The following is a 19232-nucleotide window of genomic DNA, read 5'->3' as shown; positions in this document are numbered from 1 at the left end:
CCATGCGCGCCCGTTTTAGCCACTATCAACTTCGCCTGATAGCGGTCCTGCTGCTGTCATTGTCGGCGTCGCTGTGGCTGCAGGGCGATCACCTTCACATTACTGACAAGCACTCCGTCAGCGAGCACTGTTTGGTCTGCCAGTTTGGCGGCGCGGCGGCCCCGGCGGCAGTGTTTGTTGTTGCGGTGGTGTTGGCCAGCGCCACCTTGCTGGCGCCCACCCTTGTTAATTCCCTCAGCCCGGCCCGACGTTTGCGGCCGCCGGCCCGCGCTCCACCTCTGATCTCCTAACCCTCAACGAACTCGTTTACCGCCCCTGTGTGAGGCGGTGTTGATGTATGACCGTTTGCCTGTTTGGCGGCAATGGCTTGCGCGTGCGAGCGGTCGATCCTAGGAGATTGGTAATGATCCGCAAAACGTTTACGCCACTTTCATTGGTGGCGGCACTGTGGTCGATGCAGGCTGTAGCCAATGAAGACCATGTTCTGGAACACGTGCTGGTGACCATGCCGGCTCACAAAAAAGATGCCCAAACCGCAATGCCAGTGACGGTGCTGCGGGGCGAGGAACTGCGCCGTCGCGCCGCGTCGACCCTGGGCGACACCTTGCAACAGGAGCCGGGACTGTCATCGGCCAGCTTTGGCCCCGGTGTGGGTCAGCCGGTTATCCGCGGCCAGCAGGGTCCCCGAGTGCAGGTGCTGCAAAACAGCTTGCCCAGCTTTGATGTGTCTACCAACAGTGCCGATCACGCGGTTTCCGTAGAGCCGCTTCTGGCCGACAGTGTGGAAGTGATCCGCGGCCCCGCCACTTTGCTGTACGGCTCCGGCGCTATCGGCGGGGTGGTGAATGTGCTGGACAACCGGGTGCCGGCCACCCATGTTCAGGGTGTTGAGGGCGGGCTGGAGCTGCGCCACTCATCAGTGGACGACGGCCGTACTGGCATTATGAGAATCGACGCCGGCAATGGCCCCTGGGCATTCCATCTCGACGGTTTGTACCGGGACTGGAACGAGCCGGATATCCCCGGCTTGGCTATCGATGAATCGGTGGTCGAGGAGGTCGAAGAAAACAGCGACGGTTTTATTGCCAATGCCGATGGAGAAGCGCGCCGCTTTACCCTGGGTACAGCCTTCCATTTTGACCGCGGTTATATCGGTGTGAGTTACAGCGAATACCAGGACGACTACGGTATTCCCGGCGGTGTGCACGCCCACCACCATGACGAGGAGCATGAGGGTGAGGAGGAACATGAGGGTGAAGAAGAGCATGCCGAAGAAGAGCACGAGCATGAAGAACACGAGGAAGAGGGTGGAATCAGCCTCGATGTAGAGCAAAGCCGTTGGGATTTGGCTGGCGATCTGCATCTTGAGGGCTTCTGGGAATTGTTCCGCTGGCGGGCGGCGTACAGCGATTACTCCCATGTGGAGGTCGAGCCCAGTGGTGAAGCCGGCACCCGTTTTGAAAAAGAAGCCACTGCCCTGCGCGGCGAGTGGGCCCATGCCCCCCGCGGAGCCTGGCACGGTGTGTTAGGGCTGCAGTTCCAGCAGGCGGATTTTTCGGCAATCGGCGAGGAGGCGTTTGTACCTGCCAACACCACCCAGGCACTGGGCTTGTTTTGGGTTGAAGACTACCACGGCGATGGCTGGCAAATTGAGTCGGGTTTGCGGGTGGATTTTAACGAACTCGAAGCTGACGACAGCTCGCTGGATAATCACGATGACACTGTCTTCAGCGCTTCCGTTGCCGGTCGTGTCGATCTGACTGACAGTGTGACGGCTTCCCTGGCGCTCTCGCAATCCAGTCGGGCGGCAACGGCAGAGGAGCGCTATTCCAACGTGCTCAATGACGAGGCGTCCTGGGTAGTGCATGGCGCAACCGGTGCGATTGAGTTGGGCGACGAGTCTCTGGACACGGAAACATCTCGGAATCTGGACGCCGGCTTAGAGTTTGTCTCCCAGTGGGGTGCCACCCAAGTGAGCGCCGAGCTCAATCTGTTTTACAACGCCTTTGCGGACTTTATTTATCTCGACAATACTGGCGAGGTGCAGGACGAGTCACCAGTGTTAGCGTATGCCCAGCAGGACGCTGAGTTTGTTGGCCTGGAATACCGCCTGGGATTGGTGCGGCCAGTGGCGGGCGGGGACTTGGGTCTCACGCTGTTTGGCGATGCTATTGAGGGTGAACTGGACGACGGTGAAAATGTGCCGAGAATGCCACCCCGGCGCATCGGCCTGACTGCCAGTTGGGAGAGTGGCGACTGGTATGGGGATATCACCGTTATCCGTGCCGCTGAGCAAGATGAGCCGGGGCAATTTGAGTCGGAAACCGATGGCTACACCCGGGTCGATGCCGGTGTGTCTTGGCAGTTGTCCGTGGCAGAGGTCCTTCACACATTGTCTCTGCAGGGTAAAAACCTCAGTGATGAGACCATTCGTCGCAGCACCTCCTTTATTTGGGACTATGCACCGGAGCCCGGCCGCAGTATTGAGCTGGCCTGGCGCTTACAGTTTTAGTGCCCGATTGACAGCTTTAATTGATCTCCTCCCTGCCGCCGGCCGTTGCCGGCGGTGCTTTTTCTACTCGGATATTACCTATAGCCCTCACAGCATGGATTCTTCAGGCTAACCTTACCTGTTAGGGATGATGTTCGGTCCCAGCGGGATAACAATCTCTATGTCGCGATAAGAGAACGCTGGCTATGCCACAACAGAATCCTAGCCTGGACCAATTAAAGCGCACCCTAGCCGCTATTGGGGAGTCCCAGGCCATCATAGAATTTGAGCCCGACGGTGCGATCCGTCAGGCCAACGATAACTTTCTCGCCATCACCGGCTACAGCGCCGAAGAGCTGGTGGGAGCCCATCATCGCATTTTTGTCGATAAGGCCTACGCGTCATCAGCGGCCTATCGCCAGTTTTGGCAATCCCTGGCGTCGGGGCATTCCCAGTCCGGGGAGTTTCAGCGCTTTGCTAAAAATGGCAGTGTGTTCTGGATACAGGCGTCCTACAGCCCGGTATTCGACAAAGCGGGTAAGGTGGTGAAAGTGGTCAAAGTGGCCAGTGATATCACCGAGCAAAAGCGTCGCAATACCGACTACGAAGGGCAAATCGCAGCGATCAACGCGACCCAGGCAGTGATCCAATTCAAACCGGATGGCACTATTATCGACGCTAACGATAACTTTTTATCGGCCATGGGTTACAGCCGGGAAGAGATTGTCGGCAAGCATCACAGCCTCTTTGTCGATAGCCAATTAAAAAGCTCACCACAGTACAAACAGTTTTGGGCGCAGCTTGCCGCCGGAGACGTGCAGCAAGGTGAGTTTCATCGTATCCGTAAGGGTGGCGAGGATATTTGGATCAGTGCCTCCTATACGCCGATCTGCGACGACAATGGTCAGGTGGTCAAAGTGGTCAAGTACGCCACTGATATCACCGATCAGAAGATGCAGGAAGCCGATTACCGGGGCCAGATCAGCGGCATTAATGCCACCCAGGCGGTGATTCATTTTGAAGTCGACGGCATCATCCTCGATGCCAATGATAACTTCCTCAACGCCATGGGTTACCGCCGTGAGGAAATCATCGGTGAGCACCACCGTAAATTTGTGCCGGCAGACTACGCCGCGTCAGCGCAGTACCGGGCCTTTTGGGAAGCGCTGGGCAGGGGTGAAGCGCAGACCGGCGAGTTCCGCCGGGTCAACAAGTGGGGCGAGGATATCTGGATACAGGCCTCCTACACGCCGATCAAAGACTTCAATGGCCGGGTGTTCAAGGTGGTTAAATACGCCACCGATATAACCCAACAAAAGCTCACTAATGCCGACTATCAGGGTCAGATTGAGGCGATCGGCGCCACTCAGGCGGTGATCGAATTCAAAACTGACGGGCATATTGTCACCGCCAATAACAACTTCCTGGCGGCAATGGGCTACTCATTGGAGGAAATTCAGGGCCAACATCACGGCTTGTTTGTCGATCCCCAGTACCGGGAGTCAGCCGCCTACCGAGACTTCTGGCAAGCGTTGGCCCGGGGTGAGGCCCAGCAGGGTGAGTTCCAGCGCCTGGCCAAAGGTGGCCGGGAAATCTGGATACAGGCCTCCTACACGCCCATTAAAGACTACAACGGTAAAGTCTTTAAAGTGGTGAAGTACGCCACTGATATCACCGAACGCAAACAAGCGGTCTCTGAGGTGGGGCGGCTGATTGCCGATGCCAAGCAGGGGCACTTGGACGGCCGAGCCAATGTTGAGGGCACCGGCGGCGACAACCGATTACTGCTGGATAATATCAACGCCATGCTGGACGCAGTTACCGCGCCCATCGCCGAAGTGGCGGATGTGATGCAGGCAGTGGCTGACAATGTGCTCACCCGCCGCATTGAAGGGGATTACCACGGTCGCTTTAGCGATCTGCGCGGCTATGTAAACAGCGCAGTGGACCAGCTACACCGATCCATGTCTCACGTCTCTGAGGCCTCAGAACAAGTATCTGCCGCGGCGGGGTTGATTGCATCCTCTAGCCACTCCGTCGCGGTAGGTGCTTCCCAACAGGCCGCGTCTATTGAGGAGACTGGCCGCTCCTTGGAGCAGTTGCGGGATCAGACCCGGCAGAATGTCGACAATACCCGGCAGGCGAAATCCCTTGCTGAGGATACCCAGAGCCTGGCGGAGCAAGGCAGTGGCAGCATGGAGAAAATGCTGGAGGCCATGGACCGCATCAAAGCTGCCGCCAAAGACGCCCAAGCGATCATCAGCGATATTAACGAAATTGCCTTCCAAACCAACCTGCTGGCACTGAACGCGGCCGTTGAAGCGGCTCGGGCCGGCGAGGCGGGGCGCAGCTTTGCAGTAGTGGCTGAAGAGGTTCGCAATCTCGCACAGCGGGCTAAAGACGCCGCCAACAAAACCGAAACCCTGATCGCCCAGAGTGCCGAGTCGGCCCAGGATGGCGGCGAGCTTTCCGGTGAGGTCAGTGATCGCCTTAGTGATATTCGCGGCGCGGTGAGCAAGGTGAACGATATCGTTGCCGAAATCACCACCGCCAGCGAAGCCCAGGCGGTGGGTATCGACGAAATCAGCCTGGCAATGACCGAAATGGATAAGGTTGTGCAGCGCTCCGCTGCGGATGCCGAGGAGTCTTCCAGCGCTGCAGAAGAGCTGGCGGGCCAAGCCAAAGAGCTTAACCAAATGGTGTCGACCTTTGAGCTGGGCAGCGACGACACTCCGCCGGCCCAGTATGCTCAGGGTCAGCCCGTGATGTCGCGCCAAGCCGCGGGCTGATCTGCAAGCGCCGGCTTTTGTCTCGTCAGACGTCGGCCGATCCACTACTATGACGCCTTCAAGCTAGTCAGCTGAGGCGTTTTTTTGTTGGCCCCTACACCCCCTGAGCATGGCCCAAAGGTATGGAATCCCGATGGCGATTCCCGTGCAGCGGCCTTGGCTCGTGCGTTAAAAATTGACTGTATTGAACAGCGCGAAGCGGCTGGCTGCTATCTGTTTTACGACGATGGTCAGCTGGTCATTGGCCGCGGCGATGGCCGCCGAGAGAAACCCATGGCGGTGGACTTCGCCGCTCAGTGGCAGCAACGGCAGCCGGGTAGAGAAATGTTGCTAAAGGCGATTGGTGGTCGCCGTCCTGGACTGTCTGTTCTCGATGCAACAGCGGGGCTGGGGCGGGATAGCTTACTGTTGGCGTCTTACGGTGCGGAGGTCACCCTGTGCGAGCGTCATCCGGTGGTGGCCGCGCTGCTAAAAGATGGGCTGGAGAGGGCTAAGAGCGATAGCTCAGTGGCGGAAATCGCAACACGTATGCGGATTCTGGAAGGAGAGTGGCCCTCGGCGACCGTCAAAGATAAACCCTTCGATTTGATTTACCTGGATCCGATGTTCCCCGAGAGCAAAAAGTCGGCGCAGGTGAAAAAGGCCATGCAAATATTCCACGACCTGGTGGGCCCCGATGATGACAGCGATAGTTTGCTGCCGGCGGCCCTGGCCGAGGCCCGGCATCGGGTAGTGGTCAAACGCCCGGCAAGGGCGCCCTGGCTGGCGGGGATGCCGCCGCAGTTTGCGGTCACGGGGAAGGCACTGCGCTTTGATGTTTACCCCATCAAGGCGATGCCACCAAAGTAGCCCACCGAGTTTAAGATTGGGCGTTAAAGGCCTGGCCGTTGACCTCGCGGCTGGCATCGCTCATCAGGTAGAGGTATACCGGCATGATGTCGGCGGGGTCGGGGTTGCTACTGGGGTTTTCACCGGGATAAGCGGTGCGGCGCATGGTGGTGTTGGTGGCGCCGGGATTAATGCTGTTGACCCGAGTGCCATTGAGGTCGAATTCCTCATCGGCCAATATCTGCATCAGGCCTTCAGTGCCAAACTTGGACACCGAATACGCGCCCCAAAAAGCTCGCCCTTTGCGTCCCACCGACGACGATGTGAAAACAATAGAGCCTGCCTCGGCCTGGGCTAGTAGGGGCAGCAGGGCTTGGGTAAGCAGGAAGCCCGCGGTGAGATTAACCTGAATCACCTCGTTCCAGCTGTCGGGTGTGGTCTGGGCGATGGTGCGGCGTTGGCCCAGTTCACTGGCGTTGTGCAGCAAGCCGTCCAATTTGCCGAATTCCTGCTCCAGAGTTGCCGCCAACTGTTGGTAGTCTTCGGCGCAAGCGCCTCGCAAGTGCAAGGGGTAGATGGCCGGTGTCGGCCCGCCCGACGCTTCGATCTCATCGTAGACCGCCTCCAGCTTTTCTATGGTTCGACCCAGCAAAATCACGGTGGCGCCGCGCTTGGCAAAGGCCAGAGCGGCGGCGCGACCAATGCCGTCGCCGGCGCCGGTGACCAAAATGACTTTGTCCTTCAGGCAATCGTCGGCGGGGCTAAAGTCGGCGGGTACGGTGAGGGGCTCGGTCATGGCTGGGTCGTGGTCTCCAGAGTAGTGAGTTGATCCATTAGTGGGGTGAGGTCGGCGGCGTGACTAAGAATGTAATCTGCGCCCCAGTCTTCGATGTTGTCACCATCGTGAATATAGCCGTAGCGGCAGGCGACGGTGGGCATACCGGCGTTGCGACCGGCGTCGATATCCCGGCGGTGGTCACCCAGGTAAATGGCGTTGCGGGGGTGCACACCGAGTTGCTGGCAGGCCAGGTAAATTGGCTCGGGGTGAGGCTTGCGATTGCTGACGTGATCGGGGCAAATGGCGGTGGCGCAGCGCTGCTTTAATTCCAGTGCTTCAAGCAAGGGTTCGGTGAAGCGCGCGGGCTTGTTGGTGACGATGCCCCATTGCATGCCGCGGTTTTCGATCTCGGTCAGCTGCTCCGCCATACCGGGAAACAGGGTAGTGCCTACCGCCAGATGCTGGGCGTAGGCGTCCAGGAAGGATTGCAGCAAAGTGTCAAAGCCGGGGGACTCGATATCCTGCTCAAAGCCCATCGACACCACGGCGCGGGCGCCGTCTGAGACGGTCTGCCGTACCCGGTGGTAGTCAACGGTCGGGCGACCGTGCTGCTGAAGCAGGGTGTTGAGCACGGTAGTGAAGTCCGCCGCGGTATCCAGCAGTGTGCCGTCCAGATCAAAAAGTACCGCTTTCAATATCATGAGCTGGCCGGCTTTTTGACGTGGACCATGTAGTTGACGTCCACATCCCGATCGTTGAGGCGGTACTGCCGGGTGATGGGGTTGTAGGTCAGTCCGGTCATATCTTCCAGTCGCAGGTCATTCTCGCGAATCCAGCCGCTCAGTTCCGAGGGGCGAATAAATTTGCGGTACTCGTGGGTGCCCTTGGGCAAGAGTTGCAACACGTATTCGGCGCCGAGGATGGCAAAGGCGAAGGACTTGGGGTTGCGGTTGATGGTGGAGAAATACAAATCCCCACCCGGCTTGCACAGGGTCGCGCAGGCGCGGATTACCGAGGCGGGGTTGGGAACGTGTTCCAGCATCTCCAGGCAGGTCACCACGTCGTAGAAGCCGGGTTGATCCTCTGCCAGTTCCTCTGCAGTGGTCTGGAAATAGTCCACCTTGGCACCGCTTTCCAGCTGATGCAGGCGCGCAACGCCCAGTGGCGCTTCACCCATGTCGATGCCGGTCACCTTGGCGCCCCGCAGCGCCATGGCTTCGGAGAGAATGCCGCCGCCACAGCCTACATCCAGCACCCGCTGCTCTGCCAGGGGGGAGCGCTGGTCGATGTAGTTGACCCGCAGCGGGTTGATTTCGTGCAGTGGCTTGAACTCACTATTGCGATCCCACCAGCGGCTGGCGAGCTCTTCAAACTTGGCGATTTCCGCCGGGTCGACGTTCTGTTGTTGCATTAATTCTCTCCGTTAATAGCGCTGCGCCAGTGCTCCGCCCGCTCGATGAGGTCGCGACTATCTAGGCTGGTCAATTCGCCATTGTCCAGCACTCGGCGACCCTTGATCCAGCTGTGCCGCACGGCGTGGCTGACCTGGCTGTAAACCAGCTGTGACACCGGCGTGTAGACCGGCTGGTGGGCAATGCCGGACAAATCCACAGCGATGATATCGGCTTGTTTCCCCGCTTCCAGACTGCCCACCAGGTGGTCGATGCCCAGTGCCCGAGCGCCGCCCAGGGTGGCCATCTCCAGCGCGGCGGTATCCGGCAGGGCAGCGGCGTTGGCGGCCACCGCCTTGGCCAGTATTGCCGCGGTGCGCATCTCGCCGAACATATCCAAGTCATTGTTGCTGGCAGCGCCGTCCGTGCCCAATGCCAGGTTAATACCGGTAGCGCGGAGCTTTTCCACTGGGGTAAAGCCGCTGGCCAGCTTTAAATTGGACTCCGGGCAGTGCACAACGTGGCTGTTGTGGCTGGCCAAGGTTTCGATGTCTTCGTCATTCAGACTGCATACGTGCACGCACTGGGTTTTGGGGCCCAGCAGCCCGAGATTGGCCAGGCGCTGGACGGGGCGCACGCCGGTTTGACGCAGGGCTTCCTCCACCTCGTGGTCGGTCTCGTGTAAATGGATGTGGATATGGGCGTCCAACTCGGCGGCCAGGGTGACCACTTTACTCAGCGCCTCGTCGCCGACTGTGTAGGGCGCGTGGGGGCCAAAGGCGATATTGATCAATTCGCTGTGCTTGTGCTCGTCACGCAGCGCCAAACCTTTGCGGAAGTAATCCTCGGGGCCGCTACCCCAGGCACTGGGAAAGTCGAATATCGGGAACGCCAGTTGCGCCCGCATGCCGCATTGGCGAGCGACCTCGGCGGTAACTTCGGGGAAAAAATACATATCGCTGAAGGTGGTGGTGCCGCTGCGGATCATCTCCGCCATGGCCAGCCCAGCCCCATCGCGAACGAAGTCCTCGCTGACGTGTTTTCCTTCGGCGGGCCAAATGTGCTCGTTCAACCAGGTTTGGAGAGGGTAATCGTCGGCCATGCCGCGAAATAGGGTCATGGCGGCGTGGCCGTGGGCGTTGATCAGCCCGGGCATCAGTACTTGGTGGTTGAGCTGTAACACTTCGCCTGCGGCGATGTTGGTGGCCCGATCCGCGGGCAGCACTGCCACGATGGTGCCATTGGTGACCGCAACCGCGTGGTTATCCAGCACCGGGCAGCCCGGCGTCACGGGCAGCACCCAGCGGGCGAAGATCAGCGTATCGACAGGCTGCTCGATACTGTCGATAGGGTTGGCGTGTGTTGCCTCCCGGTCTGGTGCGGACATGGGCAGTGGGACTCCTGACGCGTGTTCACTGGCTCACAAAGCGGCAAGTATACCTGTAAATACGTGGCGAATGGATGTAAAGATTCGCGCTAAAACGGCGGCGTCGGCCGCCGGCGCTGGCGGGGGTGGCGGCAGGGTAGTGGCTTGATTTAAGGCGATTTTAAACTGTCTCAGGGGGGCGCTGATGTGATATTATTTCGCTTTTATTTCTTTGCCCCGCCAACGTTGTGACCGACTCTGGCAATGGCATTGGTTTTTGCGTCGTTACAGGCTGTGACAGCGGCGCGTAGCACAATAAGGAAGCCCTCCGTTAATGGCCGAACTAGCAAAAGAAATCCTGCCGGTAAACATTGAGGACGAGCTAAAACAGTCCTACCTCGACTATGCCATGAGCGTTATCGTCGGCCGGGCACTGCCCGATGTCCGCGATGGCCTCAAGCCAGTACACCGCCGGGTATTGTTCGCGATGAACGAGCTCAGCAACGACTGGAACAAAGCCTACAAAAAATCCGCCAGGGTGGTGGGGGACGTGATCGGTAAATACCACCCCCACGGCGACTCTGCGGTCTACGACACCATTGTACGGATGGCTCAGCCGTTTTCGCTGCGCTACATGCTGGTAGACGGTCAGGGTAACTTCGGCTCCATTGACGGCGATAACGCGGCGGCGATGCGTTATACCGAAATCCGCATGCAGAAGCTGTCCCACGAGCTACTGGCGGACCTGGATAAGGAAACCGTGGACTGGGTGCCCAACTACGACGGCACCGAGCAGATTCCCGCAGTTCTGCCCACCAAGGTCCCCAACCTGCTGATCAACGGCTCCTCAGGCATCGCGGTGGGGATGGCCACCAATATCCCGCCTCACAATCTGACGGAAGTGGTCAATGGCTGTCTGGCACTGCTGGACGACCCGGATATCGACGTCGATGCGCTTATGGAGCATATTCCCGGGCCGGATTTTCCCACTGCCGGCATTATCAATGGTCGGGCGGGGATTGTGGACGCCTACCGCACCGGTCGCGGCCGAATCTACGTGCGGGCCCGGGCCGAGGTCATTGAGAACGACAAGACCAACAAAGACACCATCATCATCACCGAATTGCCTTATCAGGTGAACAAGGCGCGATTGATCGAAAAAATCGCCGAACTGGTAAAAGACAAGAAGATTGAAGGTATTTCTGAGCTGCGCGATGAGTCCGATAAAGAAGGGCTGCGCGTCGTCATTGAGCTCAAGCGGGGCGAAAGCGGCGAAGTGGTGCTGAACAACCTCTACGCCCAAACCCAGATGCAGAACGTGTTTGGCATCAATATCGTCGCCTTGGTGGATAACCAGCCACGGATTCTCAATCTTAAAGAGCTGCTGGAATACTTTATCCGCCACCGTCGGGAAGTGGTCACCCGTCGTACCGTGTACCTGTTGCGTAAGGCCCGGGAGCGCGGCCATGTGCTGGAAGGCCTGGCAGTCGCCATTGCCAATATCGATGAGGTCATCGCTACGATCAAAGCCTCGGCGACCACCCAGGAAGCCAAGGACAACCTGCTGGCCCGGGGCTGGCAAGCTGGCGACGTCAGTGCCATGTTGGAGCGGGCTGGCGAAAATGCCTGTCGCCCGGATGAGCTGGAAGAGCAATACGGTGTGCGTGAGGGAGCCTACTGGCTGTCCCCTGCCCAGGTTCAGGCGATTCTGGATTTGCGCTTGCAAAAACTGACTGGCCTGGAGCACGAAAAACTGCTGGCCGAATACCAGGAAAAACTGCAGGAAATCGCCCGCTACCTGGAAATTCTCTCCGACTACGACCAGTTGCTGGGCGTTATCCGTGAAGAGCTGGCAGCGGTCGTTAACGACTACGGCGATGACCGCCGTACTGAGATCGTTGCCTCGCAGTTGGATTTGACCCACGAAGACCTGATTCCGGAAGAGGAGCGGGTGGTCACCATCTCCAATGGCGGTTACGCCAAATCCCAGCCGCTGGACAGTTATCAGGCCCAGCGCCGGGGGGGAATGGGCAAGTCGGCAACCGCTGTGAAAGAAGAGGATTTTGTCGAACACCTGCTGGTGGCCAATACCCACGACACGATTTTGTGCTTCAGTAACATCGGCAAAGTCTACTGGCTCAAGGTTTATCAAATCCCTGTGGCGGGGCGAAACTCCCGCGGCCGGCCCATGGTCAACCTGCTGCCGCTGGACGAGGGCGAGCGCATTACCTCGATTCTGCCGGTGCACGAGTACACCGAGGGTTACTTTATCTTTATGGCCACCGCTAACGGTACGGTCAAAAAGACCCCGTTGGAGGCCTTCTCACGGCCCCGCAGTGTGGGGCTGATCGCGCTGGACCTGGACGAGGGCGACGTACTGATCAGTACCGCCATCACCCACGGCAGCAACGACGTGATGCTGCTCACTAGCGGCGGTAAGGCAGCTCGCTTTGCCGAGAGCGACGTGCGGGCCATGGGCCGTACCGCCCGGGGTGTTCGCGGTGTGCGTATGGACGAAGGGCAGCGGGTTATCGCCATGATTATCCCCAAAGAAGAGGGCCGGGTGTTGACGGTCTCCGAGAATGGCTACGGTAAACGCACGCCGGTCGAGGAGTTCCCCTGTAAAGGCCGGGGCAATCGCGGTGTTATCGCCATGGCGATCAGCGAGCGCAACGGCGCGCTGGTGGGCGCCGTTCAGGTTTTCGAGGGCGACGATCTGATGTTGATCACCGATCAGGGCACTTTGGTCCGTACCCGCACTGACGAAGTCTCCCTGCTTAGCCGCAATACTCAGGGTGTACGGGTGATTCGCTTGCGGGAAGAAGAGCACTTGGTTGGCGTGCAGCGGGTGGCAGAATCCGATGTCGACGAGGTGGTGGAAGAACTGGCCGGAGACAGCGTCGAAGGCGGTCTTGAAAGTGACGTTGAAGGCGCGCCCAGCAGCGAAGGCGATACCGCCGGCGGCGAGGATGGCGCACCAGATCAGCCTCAAGATTAATGTAAGAATGCTGCGCTAACATATTGTTATTACTATTTATTGGAGAAGTTAAAAGCAATGTCACGTCGGTTTAATTTTTGCGCGGGGCCAGCGGCCCTGCCCGAGGCTGTACTGAGCCAAGCGCAACAGGATTTGCTGGATTGGCAGGGGCGCGGCCTGTCGGTGATGGAGATGAGTCACCGCTCCGATGAAATGGTGGGTATCGCCAACGCGGCCGAGGCCGACCTGCGGGAGTTGTTGGGCATCTCCGACGACTACGCCGTGCTGTTCGTCCAGGGGGGCGCCAGCAGCCAATTCTCCGCGGTGCCCTTGAACCTCTGTGCCCAGGGCGATGTGGTGGATTACGTCAATACCGGGCAATGGTCTAAAAAAGCCATCAAAGAAGCCAAGCGCTTTGCTCAGGTTAACGTGGTTGCCAGCTCAGAGGACAGCAACTTCTCGACGATTCCGGCTTTCGACAGCTGGCAGCTCAGCGACAATGCCAAGTATCTCCACTACACCCCCAATGAAACCATTGGTGGTGTGGAGTTTTTCTGGACGCCGGATAGCAACGCGCCACTGGTGGCGGATATGTCCTCAACGATTCTGTCGCGCCCCATTGATGTCAATAAATTCGGTGTGATCTACGCCGGCGCGCAAAAGAATATTGGCCCCGCCGGCCTGACCATTGTGATTGTGCGCAAGGAGCTGATGGGCCAGTCGCGGGATATTACGCCCACGATGTTGGACTACCAGACCGCCGCCGATAACGACTCCATGTACAACACACCGCCGACTTTTTCCTGGTATCTGGCCGGTCTGGTGTTCAAGTGGTTAAAAGAGCAGGGTGGTTTGACGGCCATGGAAACCCTGAACCGTCGCAAGGCCGACAAGCTCTACGGCTATATCGACGACAGCGGCTTCTACAGCAACCCGGTTGAGAAACCCAGCCGCTCGTTGATGAATGTGCCCTTTGTGCTGGCTGACAGCAGTCTGGACAAAACTTTCCTGAGTGGCGCTGATGAAGCCGGCCTGCTCAACTTAAAAGGTCACCGCTCTGTTGGCGGTATGCGGGCCAGTATCTATAACGCCGTGCCCGAGGCGGCGGTGGACGCATTGATCGATTACATGAAGGACTTTGCCCAACGTCATGGTTGAGTGGGGGATGCAACATGTCTAAATCTGCCTCCGGTTCAGATTCAGGCCCAGGACAAGATTCGTCGGCGGTGACGTTAGACAGTCTGCGGGCCGATATCGACAGCATCGACAGTCAGATTCACGCTCTTTTGAATCGCCGGGCCCAGTGTGCTCAGCAAGTGGCCGAGGTCAAAACCCGGGAGTTTGAAGCGGCCCAGAGCTTTGAAACTGGCAGCGACAGCAGCAGTGCCCAACAGTTGCTGTTTTACCGACCGGAGCGTGAGGCGCAGGTGCTAGAACGGGTGAAGGCGGCCAATACCGGGCCCTTGTCGGACGATACCGTGGCCTTTATTTTCCGGGAAATCATGTCGGCTTGCCTGGCCCTGGAAAAGCCTATGGAAGTCGCTTATCTGGGCCCCGAGGGGACTTTTACCCAGGCGGCGGCTCTCAAGCATTTTGGCCATGCCGTTATCAGCGTGCCCCAGACGACGGTGGATCAGGTGTTTACCCAGGTGGAGTCGGGGCAGTGTAACTACGGGGTGGTGCCGGTAGAGAACTCTACCGAGGGCATGGTTAGCCACACCCTGGATGCCTTTATGAACTCGTCGCTGCAAATTTGCGGTGAGGTGGAGCTGCGGGTGCGCTTGCACTTGTTGGTCGCCGGTGGTGACAGCCAGGATATTAAGCGCATTTGTGCCCACCAGCAGGCGCTGGCGCAAAGCCGCCTTTGGTTGGATGCCAACTTCCCCAACGTCGAGCGGGTGGCGGTTAGCAGTAATGGCGAGGCGGCTCGTATTGCCGCCGGCGAAAGCGGCACGGCAGCCATTGCCGGTGACTTGGCAGCCCAGCAATATAACTTGGCCAAAGTGGCCAGCGATATTGAAGATCGACCCGACAACACCACGCGTTTTTTAGTCATCGGAAAAGAAGGGGTCCAGGCCAGTGGCCGGGATAAAACCTCCATTGTGGTGTCTGCCAACAATCGCCCGGGTGCATTGTTTAATTTGCTTGAGCCCTTTCAGCGCGCCAATGTGATGCTGACCCGCATTGATACCCGGCCGTCCAGAACCGAGACCTGGACCTACGTGTTTTTTATCGAGTTTGAGGGGCATCGCGACGACCCGGAGATAGCCGCCATTCTGAAAGAGCTGGCTGACCGGTCGGTGATGTGCAAGATTCTCGGCTCCTACCCCAAGGCCGCGTTGTAGCGCAGCGCGCCCCTGGATACCCAGAATTCTTGGGTCACCGGGAATAAGCAGGCAAAAATATGGGCGCAAAACAGAGGAATCAGTGAGTTGAGCTGCGATTTTATCGACCTGGCAAACAGCGGTATTCAGGGCCTGAGCCCCTACCAGCCCGGTAAACCCATCGAGGAGCTGGAGCGGGAGCTGGGTCTCAGCAATGTGGTCAAGTTGGCCAGCAATGAAAATCCCCTGGGTCCACCGCAGAGTGCTCTCGACGCCTGCCGGGCGGCGATGAATGGCCTCCATCTCTATCCCGATGCCAGCGGTTATCGACTCAAGACCAGCCTGTCCGCCAAGCTGGGCGTACAGCCCGAACAACTGACGTTGGGCAATGGCTCCAACGATGTGCTGGATTTGCTGGCGAGGGTATTCCTGGACGGTGACTCATCAGCGGTCTACTCCCAGCACGCCTTTGTGGTTTATCCCATTGCCGTTCAGGCGGCGGGGGCAAGGGCGATCGTGACGCCGGCGCAATCCTGGGGCCACGATCTCCAGGCCATGGCGGAGGCCATCGACAGCGATACCCGTCTGGTCTTTATCGCCAATCCCAACAACCCCACCGGCACCTGGCTGACAGAGCAAGATGTCCGACACTTTCTGGCGCAGGTCCCGGACAATGTCATCGTGGTGCTGGATGAAGCCTACGCTGAGTACGTGGAGGAGGCCGACTACCCGGATGGTGTTGAGTTAATGGCGGATTATCCCAATCTGGTGGTGACCCGCACCTTCTCTAAAGCGTATGGGCTGGCTGGTCTGCGGGTGGGGTATGCCATCAGTCATCCCGACGTGGCCGATCTGTTAAACCGGGTCAGAGCGCCATTCAACGTCAACAGTATGGCGCTGGCGGCGGCGGAAGCGGCCCTCAACGATAGCGATTACCTGGCTCGCAGTCTCGACGTGAATCGTCGGGGCATGATCCAGTTGGGTGAAGGGCTGAGCAAGCTGGGGCTGGATGTGATCCCCTCGGTGGGGAATTTTATCGCTGTGGCGATGCCGGGCCGGGCGGGACCGTATTACCAAGCCTTGTTGGAGCAGGGTGTGATTGCCCGCCCAGTGGGCGTTTATGAGATGCCCAAGCATTTGCGTATTACCGTGGGCCTGGAGCAGGAAAATGCCCGTTGCCTGGAGGCGCTGTCGGCAGTGTTAAACGAGCCGCGTTCATGATTAATAAGCTGACCATTATCGGCCTGGGCCTGATGGGGGGCTCCCTCGCTCAGGCGCTCAAGCAGCAACAGGCAGTGGGCGAAGTTTGGGCGACCGGTCGGCGTAGCGCCTCCCTGGAAAAAGGCCAGGCCCTCGGGGTCATTGACCACTGGACACTGGATCTGGCCGAGGCGGTAAAAGGTGCCGATATGGTGCTGGTGGCCACGCCGACACTGGTGGCTGAGCAGGTGCTGTCGGATTTGGCGCCCTTGCTGGAGCCGCAGATGGTGGTCACGGATGTGGCCAGTGTTAAAGGTAATATCCGCGATGCCGCCGAGCGGGTGTTTGGCGAAGTGCCTGCCAACATCGTGCTTGGGCACCCCATAGCCGGGTCTGAGCAGAGCGGTGTCGAGGCGGCAAAGGTGGATTTGTTTCGGGATCATCGGGTGATCCTGACGCCGCTGCCCTCAACCTCTGAGGCCGCGCTAAACAAAGTTCGCGCAATGTGGGAAACCGCCGGTGCTGAGGTGGTGGCCATGTCGGTGGAGCACCACGATGTGGTGTTGGCGGCGACCAGCCATTTGCCCCATGTGCTGGCCTACACGCTGGTCGATGCTCTTGCAGCCAACGGCGACGCCGCAGAGATATTTCGTTTTGCGGCGGGGGGCTTCCGGGACTTTACCCGTATTGCCTCCAGCGATCCGAAAATGTGGCACGATATTGCCCTGGCCAATCGCGATGCTATTTTACAAGGCATTGATGACTTTACGGCCCACCTGGCAGGAGTGCGGGCTGCCATTGCCGACGGCGACAGCGAGGCGATTACCACCGTATTTACCCGCGCCAAAGCGGCCCGAGATCAACACTTTCTCGGTCAGTACCGACCAGCAAATCGCAACGACAAATCCTGATTAATTGAGACTTCAACGTGAAATTTATTGCAAAGGCCGGCGGCCAGGTCGAGGGCCAGGTTCGGGTTCCCGGCGACAAATCCATCTCTCATCGCTCCATTATGTTGGGGGCCATTGCCGATGGTGTGACCACGGTAGACGGTTTTCTCGAAGGAGAGGATGCCCTGTGTACCCTTAAGGCCTTTCGTGCGCTGGGTGTGGTGATTGAAGGCCCGGAAAATGGCCGGGTGGTGATCCACGGTGTGGGGCGGGACGGCTTGCAAGCTCCCAGCGAAGATATCTACGTAGGTAACTCGGGCACCTCAATGCGCTTGTTGGCGGGGCTGCTGGCCGGCCAAGCCTTCGATGTGACGATGACTGGCGATGAGTCCCTGACTAAGCGCCCCATGGAGCGGGTGGCGGCCCCGCTGCGAATGATGGGCGCCGTGGTGGAAACCGCTGAGGGCGGTCGGCCGCCGCTGACCCTGCGGGGCGGTCAACAGCTCAAGGGCATTCACTACGATCTGCCCATGGCCAGTGCCCAGGTGAAATCCTGTGTCTTGCTGGCGGGACTGTATGCCGAGGGGGAGACCTCCACCACCGAGCCAGCGCCAACCCGGGATCACAGCGAGCGAATGCTGCGAGGCTTTGGTTACCCGGTTGAGGTGAAGGGCGCCACAGCCCGCCTGCAGGGCGGTGGCAGGCTCCAGGGCGTGCATATCGATGTGCCCGCTGATATTTCCTCGGCCGCCTTTTTTATGGTGGCGGCTAGCATTACCCCCGGCGCCGACCTGACGCTGGAGCATGTCGGTGTCAACCCCACCCGTACCGGGGTAATCGATATTCTCAAGGCCATGGGGGCCGATATCACCTTGCTCAACCACCGCGAGGTGGGCGGTGAGCCGGTGGCGGATATCCGGGTGCGCCACGCTGCGCTGAAGGGTATTGATATTCCCGAGCATCTGGTGCCGCTGGCGATAGATGAGTTTCCCGTGCTGTTTGTCGCCGCGTCCTGCGCCTCAGGGCAAACGGTACTCACCGGCGCCGAGGAGTTGCGGGTGAAGGAAAGTGACCGCATTCAGGTGATGGCGGAGGGACTGGCTACCTTGGGTATCGATGCCCAACCCACCCCGGACGGTATTGCCATTCAAGGCGGCGAGCTGGGAGAGGGCACGGTATACAGCCACCACGATCACCGCATCGCCATGTCCTTTGCCGTCGCGTCGCTGCGAGCAAAGGGCCCCATTGTCATTGAGGGTTGCGACAATGTGGCGACCTCCTTCCCCAATTTTGTTGAACTGGCTACCAAAGTCGGCATGAACCTGGAGGTCGCAGAGTGACCGCGCCGGTTATCACTATTGATGGGCCCAGTGGCTCGGGCAAAGGCACTTTGTGTCAGGCGCTGTCCCGGGAGTTGGGCTGGCATTTGCTGGACAGCGGCGCTCTGTACCGTTTGGTGGGCTTGGCCGCGGAGAAGCACGGTGTGGCCCTGGATTATGCCGCGGGCCTGGCAGATCTGGCGCTGGCTCTGGATGTGGCATTTATTCCCGGCGAAGCGGGACAGCCCACCCGGGTGCTGTTGGAAGGGGAGGACGTAGGCGTTACCCTGCGCACTGAACACACCGGCCACCTGGCTTCGCAAGTGGCGGTGGTGCCGGCGGTGCGGGATGCGCTGTTGCAGCGTCAGCGGGATTTTGCCCAATCGCCGGGCCTGGTGGCCGACGGCCGGGATATGGGCACCGTGGTGTTCCCGGAGGCGGGATTGAAAGTGTTTTTGACCGCCAGCGCCGAGGCCCGTGCCGAGCGACGCTACAAGCAGTTGAAGGACAAGGGTGAAAAGGTTAAAATCGGCGCCCTTTTAAAGGAGATAGAGGCGCGGGACGCGCGCGATTCCCAACGGGAAGTAGCGCCCCTGAAGCCGGCCGACGGTGCTTTGATCCTGGACAGCACGGATCTCGGCATCGAAGAGGTATACCAACGGGTGCTGGCGGAAGCCAGAGCCCGCTTTGTTGCGTCTTGAGCCACCGGGGTCACTGGCCCGTGTTGGTGATCCGCATTCGGTGATCTCCGAAACACAATTTGTAAGGTGTTCTGGTTGTTGTGATTCCAGCTGGCAACCGCCGGAGCGTTAAAAACTGACCCGTGCAAGCTGGGTGTGCGGCGATACTGTGGCGTTTTTTAAATCTCATGCCACATCA

General features: G+C 59.1%; 15 protein-coding genes. 11 read left to right on the top strand and 4 right to left on the bottom strand.

What is annotated here, in order from left to right:
• Positions 1–2: 2 nt before the first annotated feature.
• The 4 genes from I6N98_RS10685 (at position 3) to I6N98_RS10670 (ending at position 6129) form a co-directional block, all read left to right on the top strand.
• The gene (locus tag I6N98_RS10685) at positions 3–290 is read left to right on the top strand and encodes a hypothetical protein (RefSeq protein WP_198568353.1); all 288 of its coding nucleotides are present in this window, start codon (positions 3–5) and stop codon (positions 288–290) included.
• A 113-nt stretch (positions 291–403) separates the two neighbouring features.
• On the top strand, positions 404–2512 hold the full coding sequence (locus tag I6N98_RS10680; protein WP_198568352.1) for a TonB-dependent receptor: 2109 nt from the start codon (positions 404–406) through the stop codon (positions 2510–2512).
• Between the two features lie 185 nt (positions 2513–2697).
• Positions 2698–5280: a methyl-accepting chemotaxis protein gene (locus tag I6N98_RS10675; RefSeq protein WP_198568351.1), complete on the top strand. Its 2583-nt coding sequence runs from the start codon at positions 2698–2700 to the stop codon at positions 5278–5280.
• Between the two features lie 87 nt (positions 5281–5367).
• Positions 5368–6129, top strand: coding sequence for a class I SAM-dependent methyltransferase (locus I6N98_RS10670; protein ID WP_198568350.1), 762 nt, complete (start codon positions 5368–5370; stop codon positions 6127–6129).
• A gap of 10 nt (positions 6130–6139) precedes the next feature.
• Here the strand turns inward: I6N98_RS10670 and I6N98_RS10665 are convergent, their stop codons facing one another.
• From I6N98_RS10665 to I6N98_RS10650, 4 genes are read right to left on the bottom strand one after another with little or no spacing between them, the layout of a single operon-like run.
• Positions 6140–6904: a YciK family oxidoreductase gene (locus I6N98_RS10665; protein WP_198568349.1), complete on the bottom strand. Its 765-nt coding sequence runs from the start codon at positions 6902–6904 to the stop codon at positions 6140–6142.
• Entirely contained in the window at positions 6901–7587 is a 687-nt protein-coding gene (locus I6N98_RS10660; protein WP_198568348.1) for an HAD family hydrolase, read from the bottom strand. Before I6N98_RS10660 ends, I6N98_RS10665 begins: the two co-directional genes overlap by 4 nt.
• On the bottom strand, positions 7584–8297 hold the full coding sequence (ubiG, locus tag I6N98_RS10655; protein ID WP_198568347.1) for a bifunctional 2-polyprenyl-6-hydroxyphenol methylase/3-demethylubiquinol 3-O-methyltransferase UbiG: 714 nt from the start codon (positions 8295–8297) through the stop codon (positions 7584–7586). Before ubiG ends, I6N98_RS10660 begins: the two co-directional genes overlap by 4 nt.
• Entirely contained in the window at positions 8297–9664 is a 1368-nt protein-coding gene (locus I6N98_RS10650; protein ID WP_198568346.1) for a TRZ/ATZ family hydrolase, read from the bottom strand. The genes ubiG and I6N98_RS10650 overlap by 1 nt, the downstream gene beginning before the upstream one ends.
• Before the next feature lie 313 nt (positions 9665–9977).
• Here I6N98_RS10650 and gyrA point away from each other — a divergent pair, with 313 nt between their 5' ends.
• From gyrA to cmk, 7 genes are all read left to right on the top strand, one after another.
• Positions 9978–12641, top strand: a complete 2664-nt coding sequence (gene gyrA / locus I6N98_RS10645) for a DNA gyrase subunit A (protein ID WP_198568345.1) — start codon at positions 9978–9980, stop codon at positions 12639–12641.
• A gap of 57 nt (positions 12642–12698) precedes the next feature.
• Positions 12699–13778 (top strand): 3-phosphoserine/phosphohydroxythreonine transaminase, encoded by a 1080-nt coding sequence (gene serC / locus I6N98_RS10640; protein WP_198568344.1) that lies wholly within the window; start codon positions 12699–12701, stop codon positions 13776–13778.
• A 14-nt stretch (positions 13779–13792) separates the two neighbouring features.
• Positions 13793–14965 (top strand): prephenate dehydratase, encoded by a 1173-nt coding sequence (pheA, locus tag I6N98_RS10635; protein WP_198568343.1) that lies wholly within the window; start codon positions 13793–13795, stop codon positions 14963–14965.
• An 87-nt stretch (positions 14966–15052) separates the two neighbouring features.
• Complete coding sequence (hisC, locus tag I6N98_RS10630; protein WP_198568342.1) at positions 15053–16165, top strand: histidinol-phosphate transaminase; 1113 nt, start codon at positions 15053–15055, stop codon at positions 16163–16165.
• Positions 16162–17055, top strand: a complete 894-nt coding sequence (locus tag I6N98_RS10625; RefSeq protein WP_198568341.1) for a prephenate dehydrogenase/arogenate dehydrogenase family protein — start codon at positions 16162–16164, stop codon at positions 17053–17055. Before hisC ends, I6N98_RS10625 begins: the two co-directional genes overlap by 4 nt.
• A gap of 17 nt (positions 17056–17072) precedes the next feature.
• Positions 17073–18374, top strand: a complete 1302-nt coding sequence (aroA, locus tag I6N98_RS10620) for a 3-phosphoshikimate 1-carboxyvinyltransferase (protein ID WP_198568340.1) — start codon at positions 17073–17075, stop codon at positions 18372–18374.
• Positions 18371–19054: a (d)CMP kinase gene (gene cmk, locus I6N98_RS10615; protein ID WP_198568339.1), complete on the top strand. Its 684-nt coding sequence runs from the start codon at positions 18371–18373 to the stop codon at positions 19052–19054. The genes aroA and cmk overlap by 4 nt, the downstream gene beginning before the upstream one ends.
• Positions 19055–19232 lie beyond the last annotated feature (178 nt).

This window comes from Spongiibacter nanhainus (genome assembly GCF_016132545.1).
GTDB lineage: Bacteria > Pseudomonadota > Gammaproteobacteria > Pseudomonadales > Spongiibacteraceae > Spongiibacter > Spongiibacter nanhainus.
Note: the sequence above shows the minus strand (reverse complement) of the source record. Positions and strands in the feature narration are given on the sequence as shown.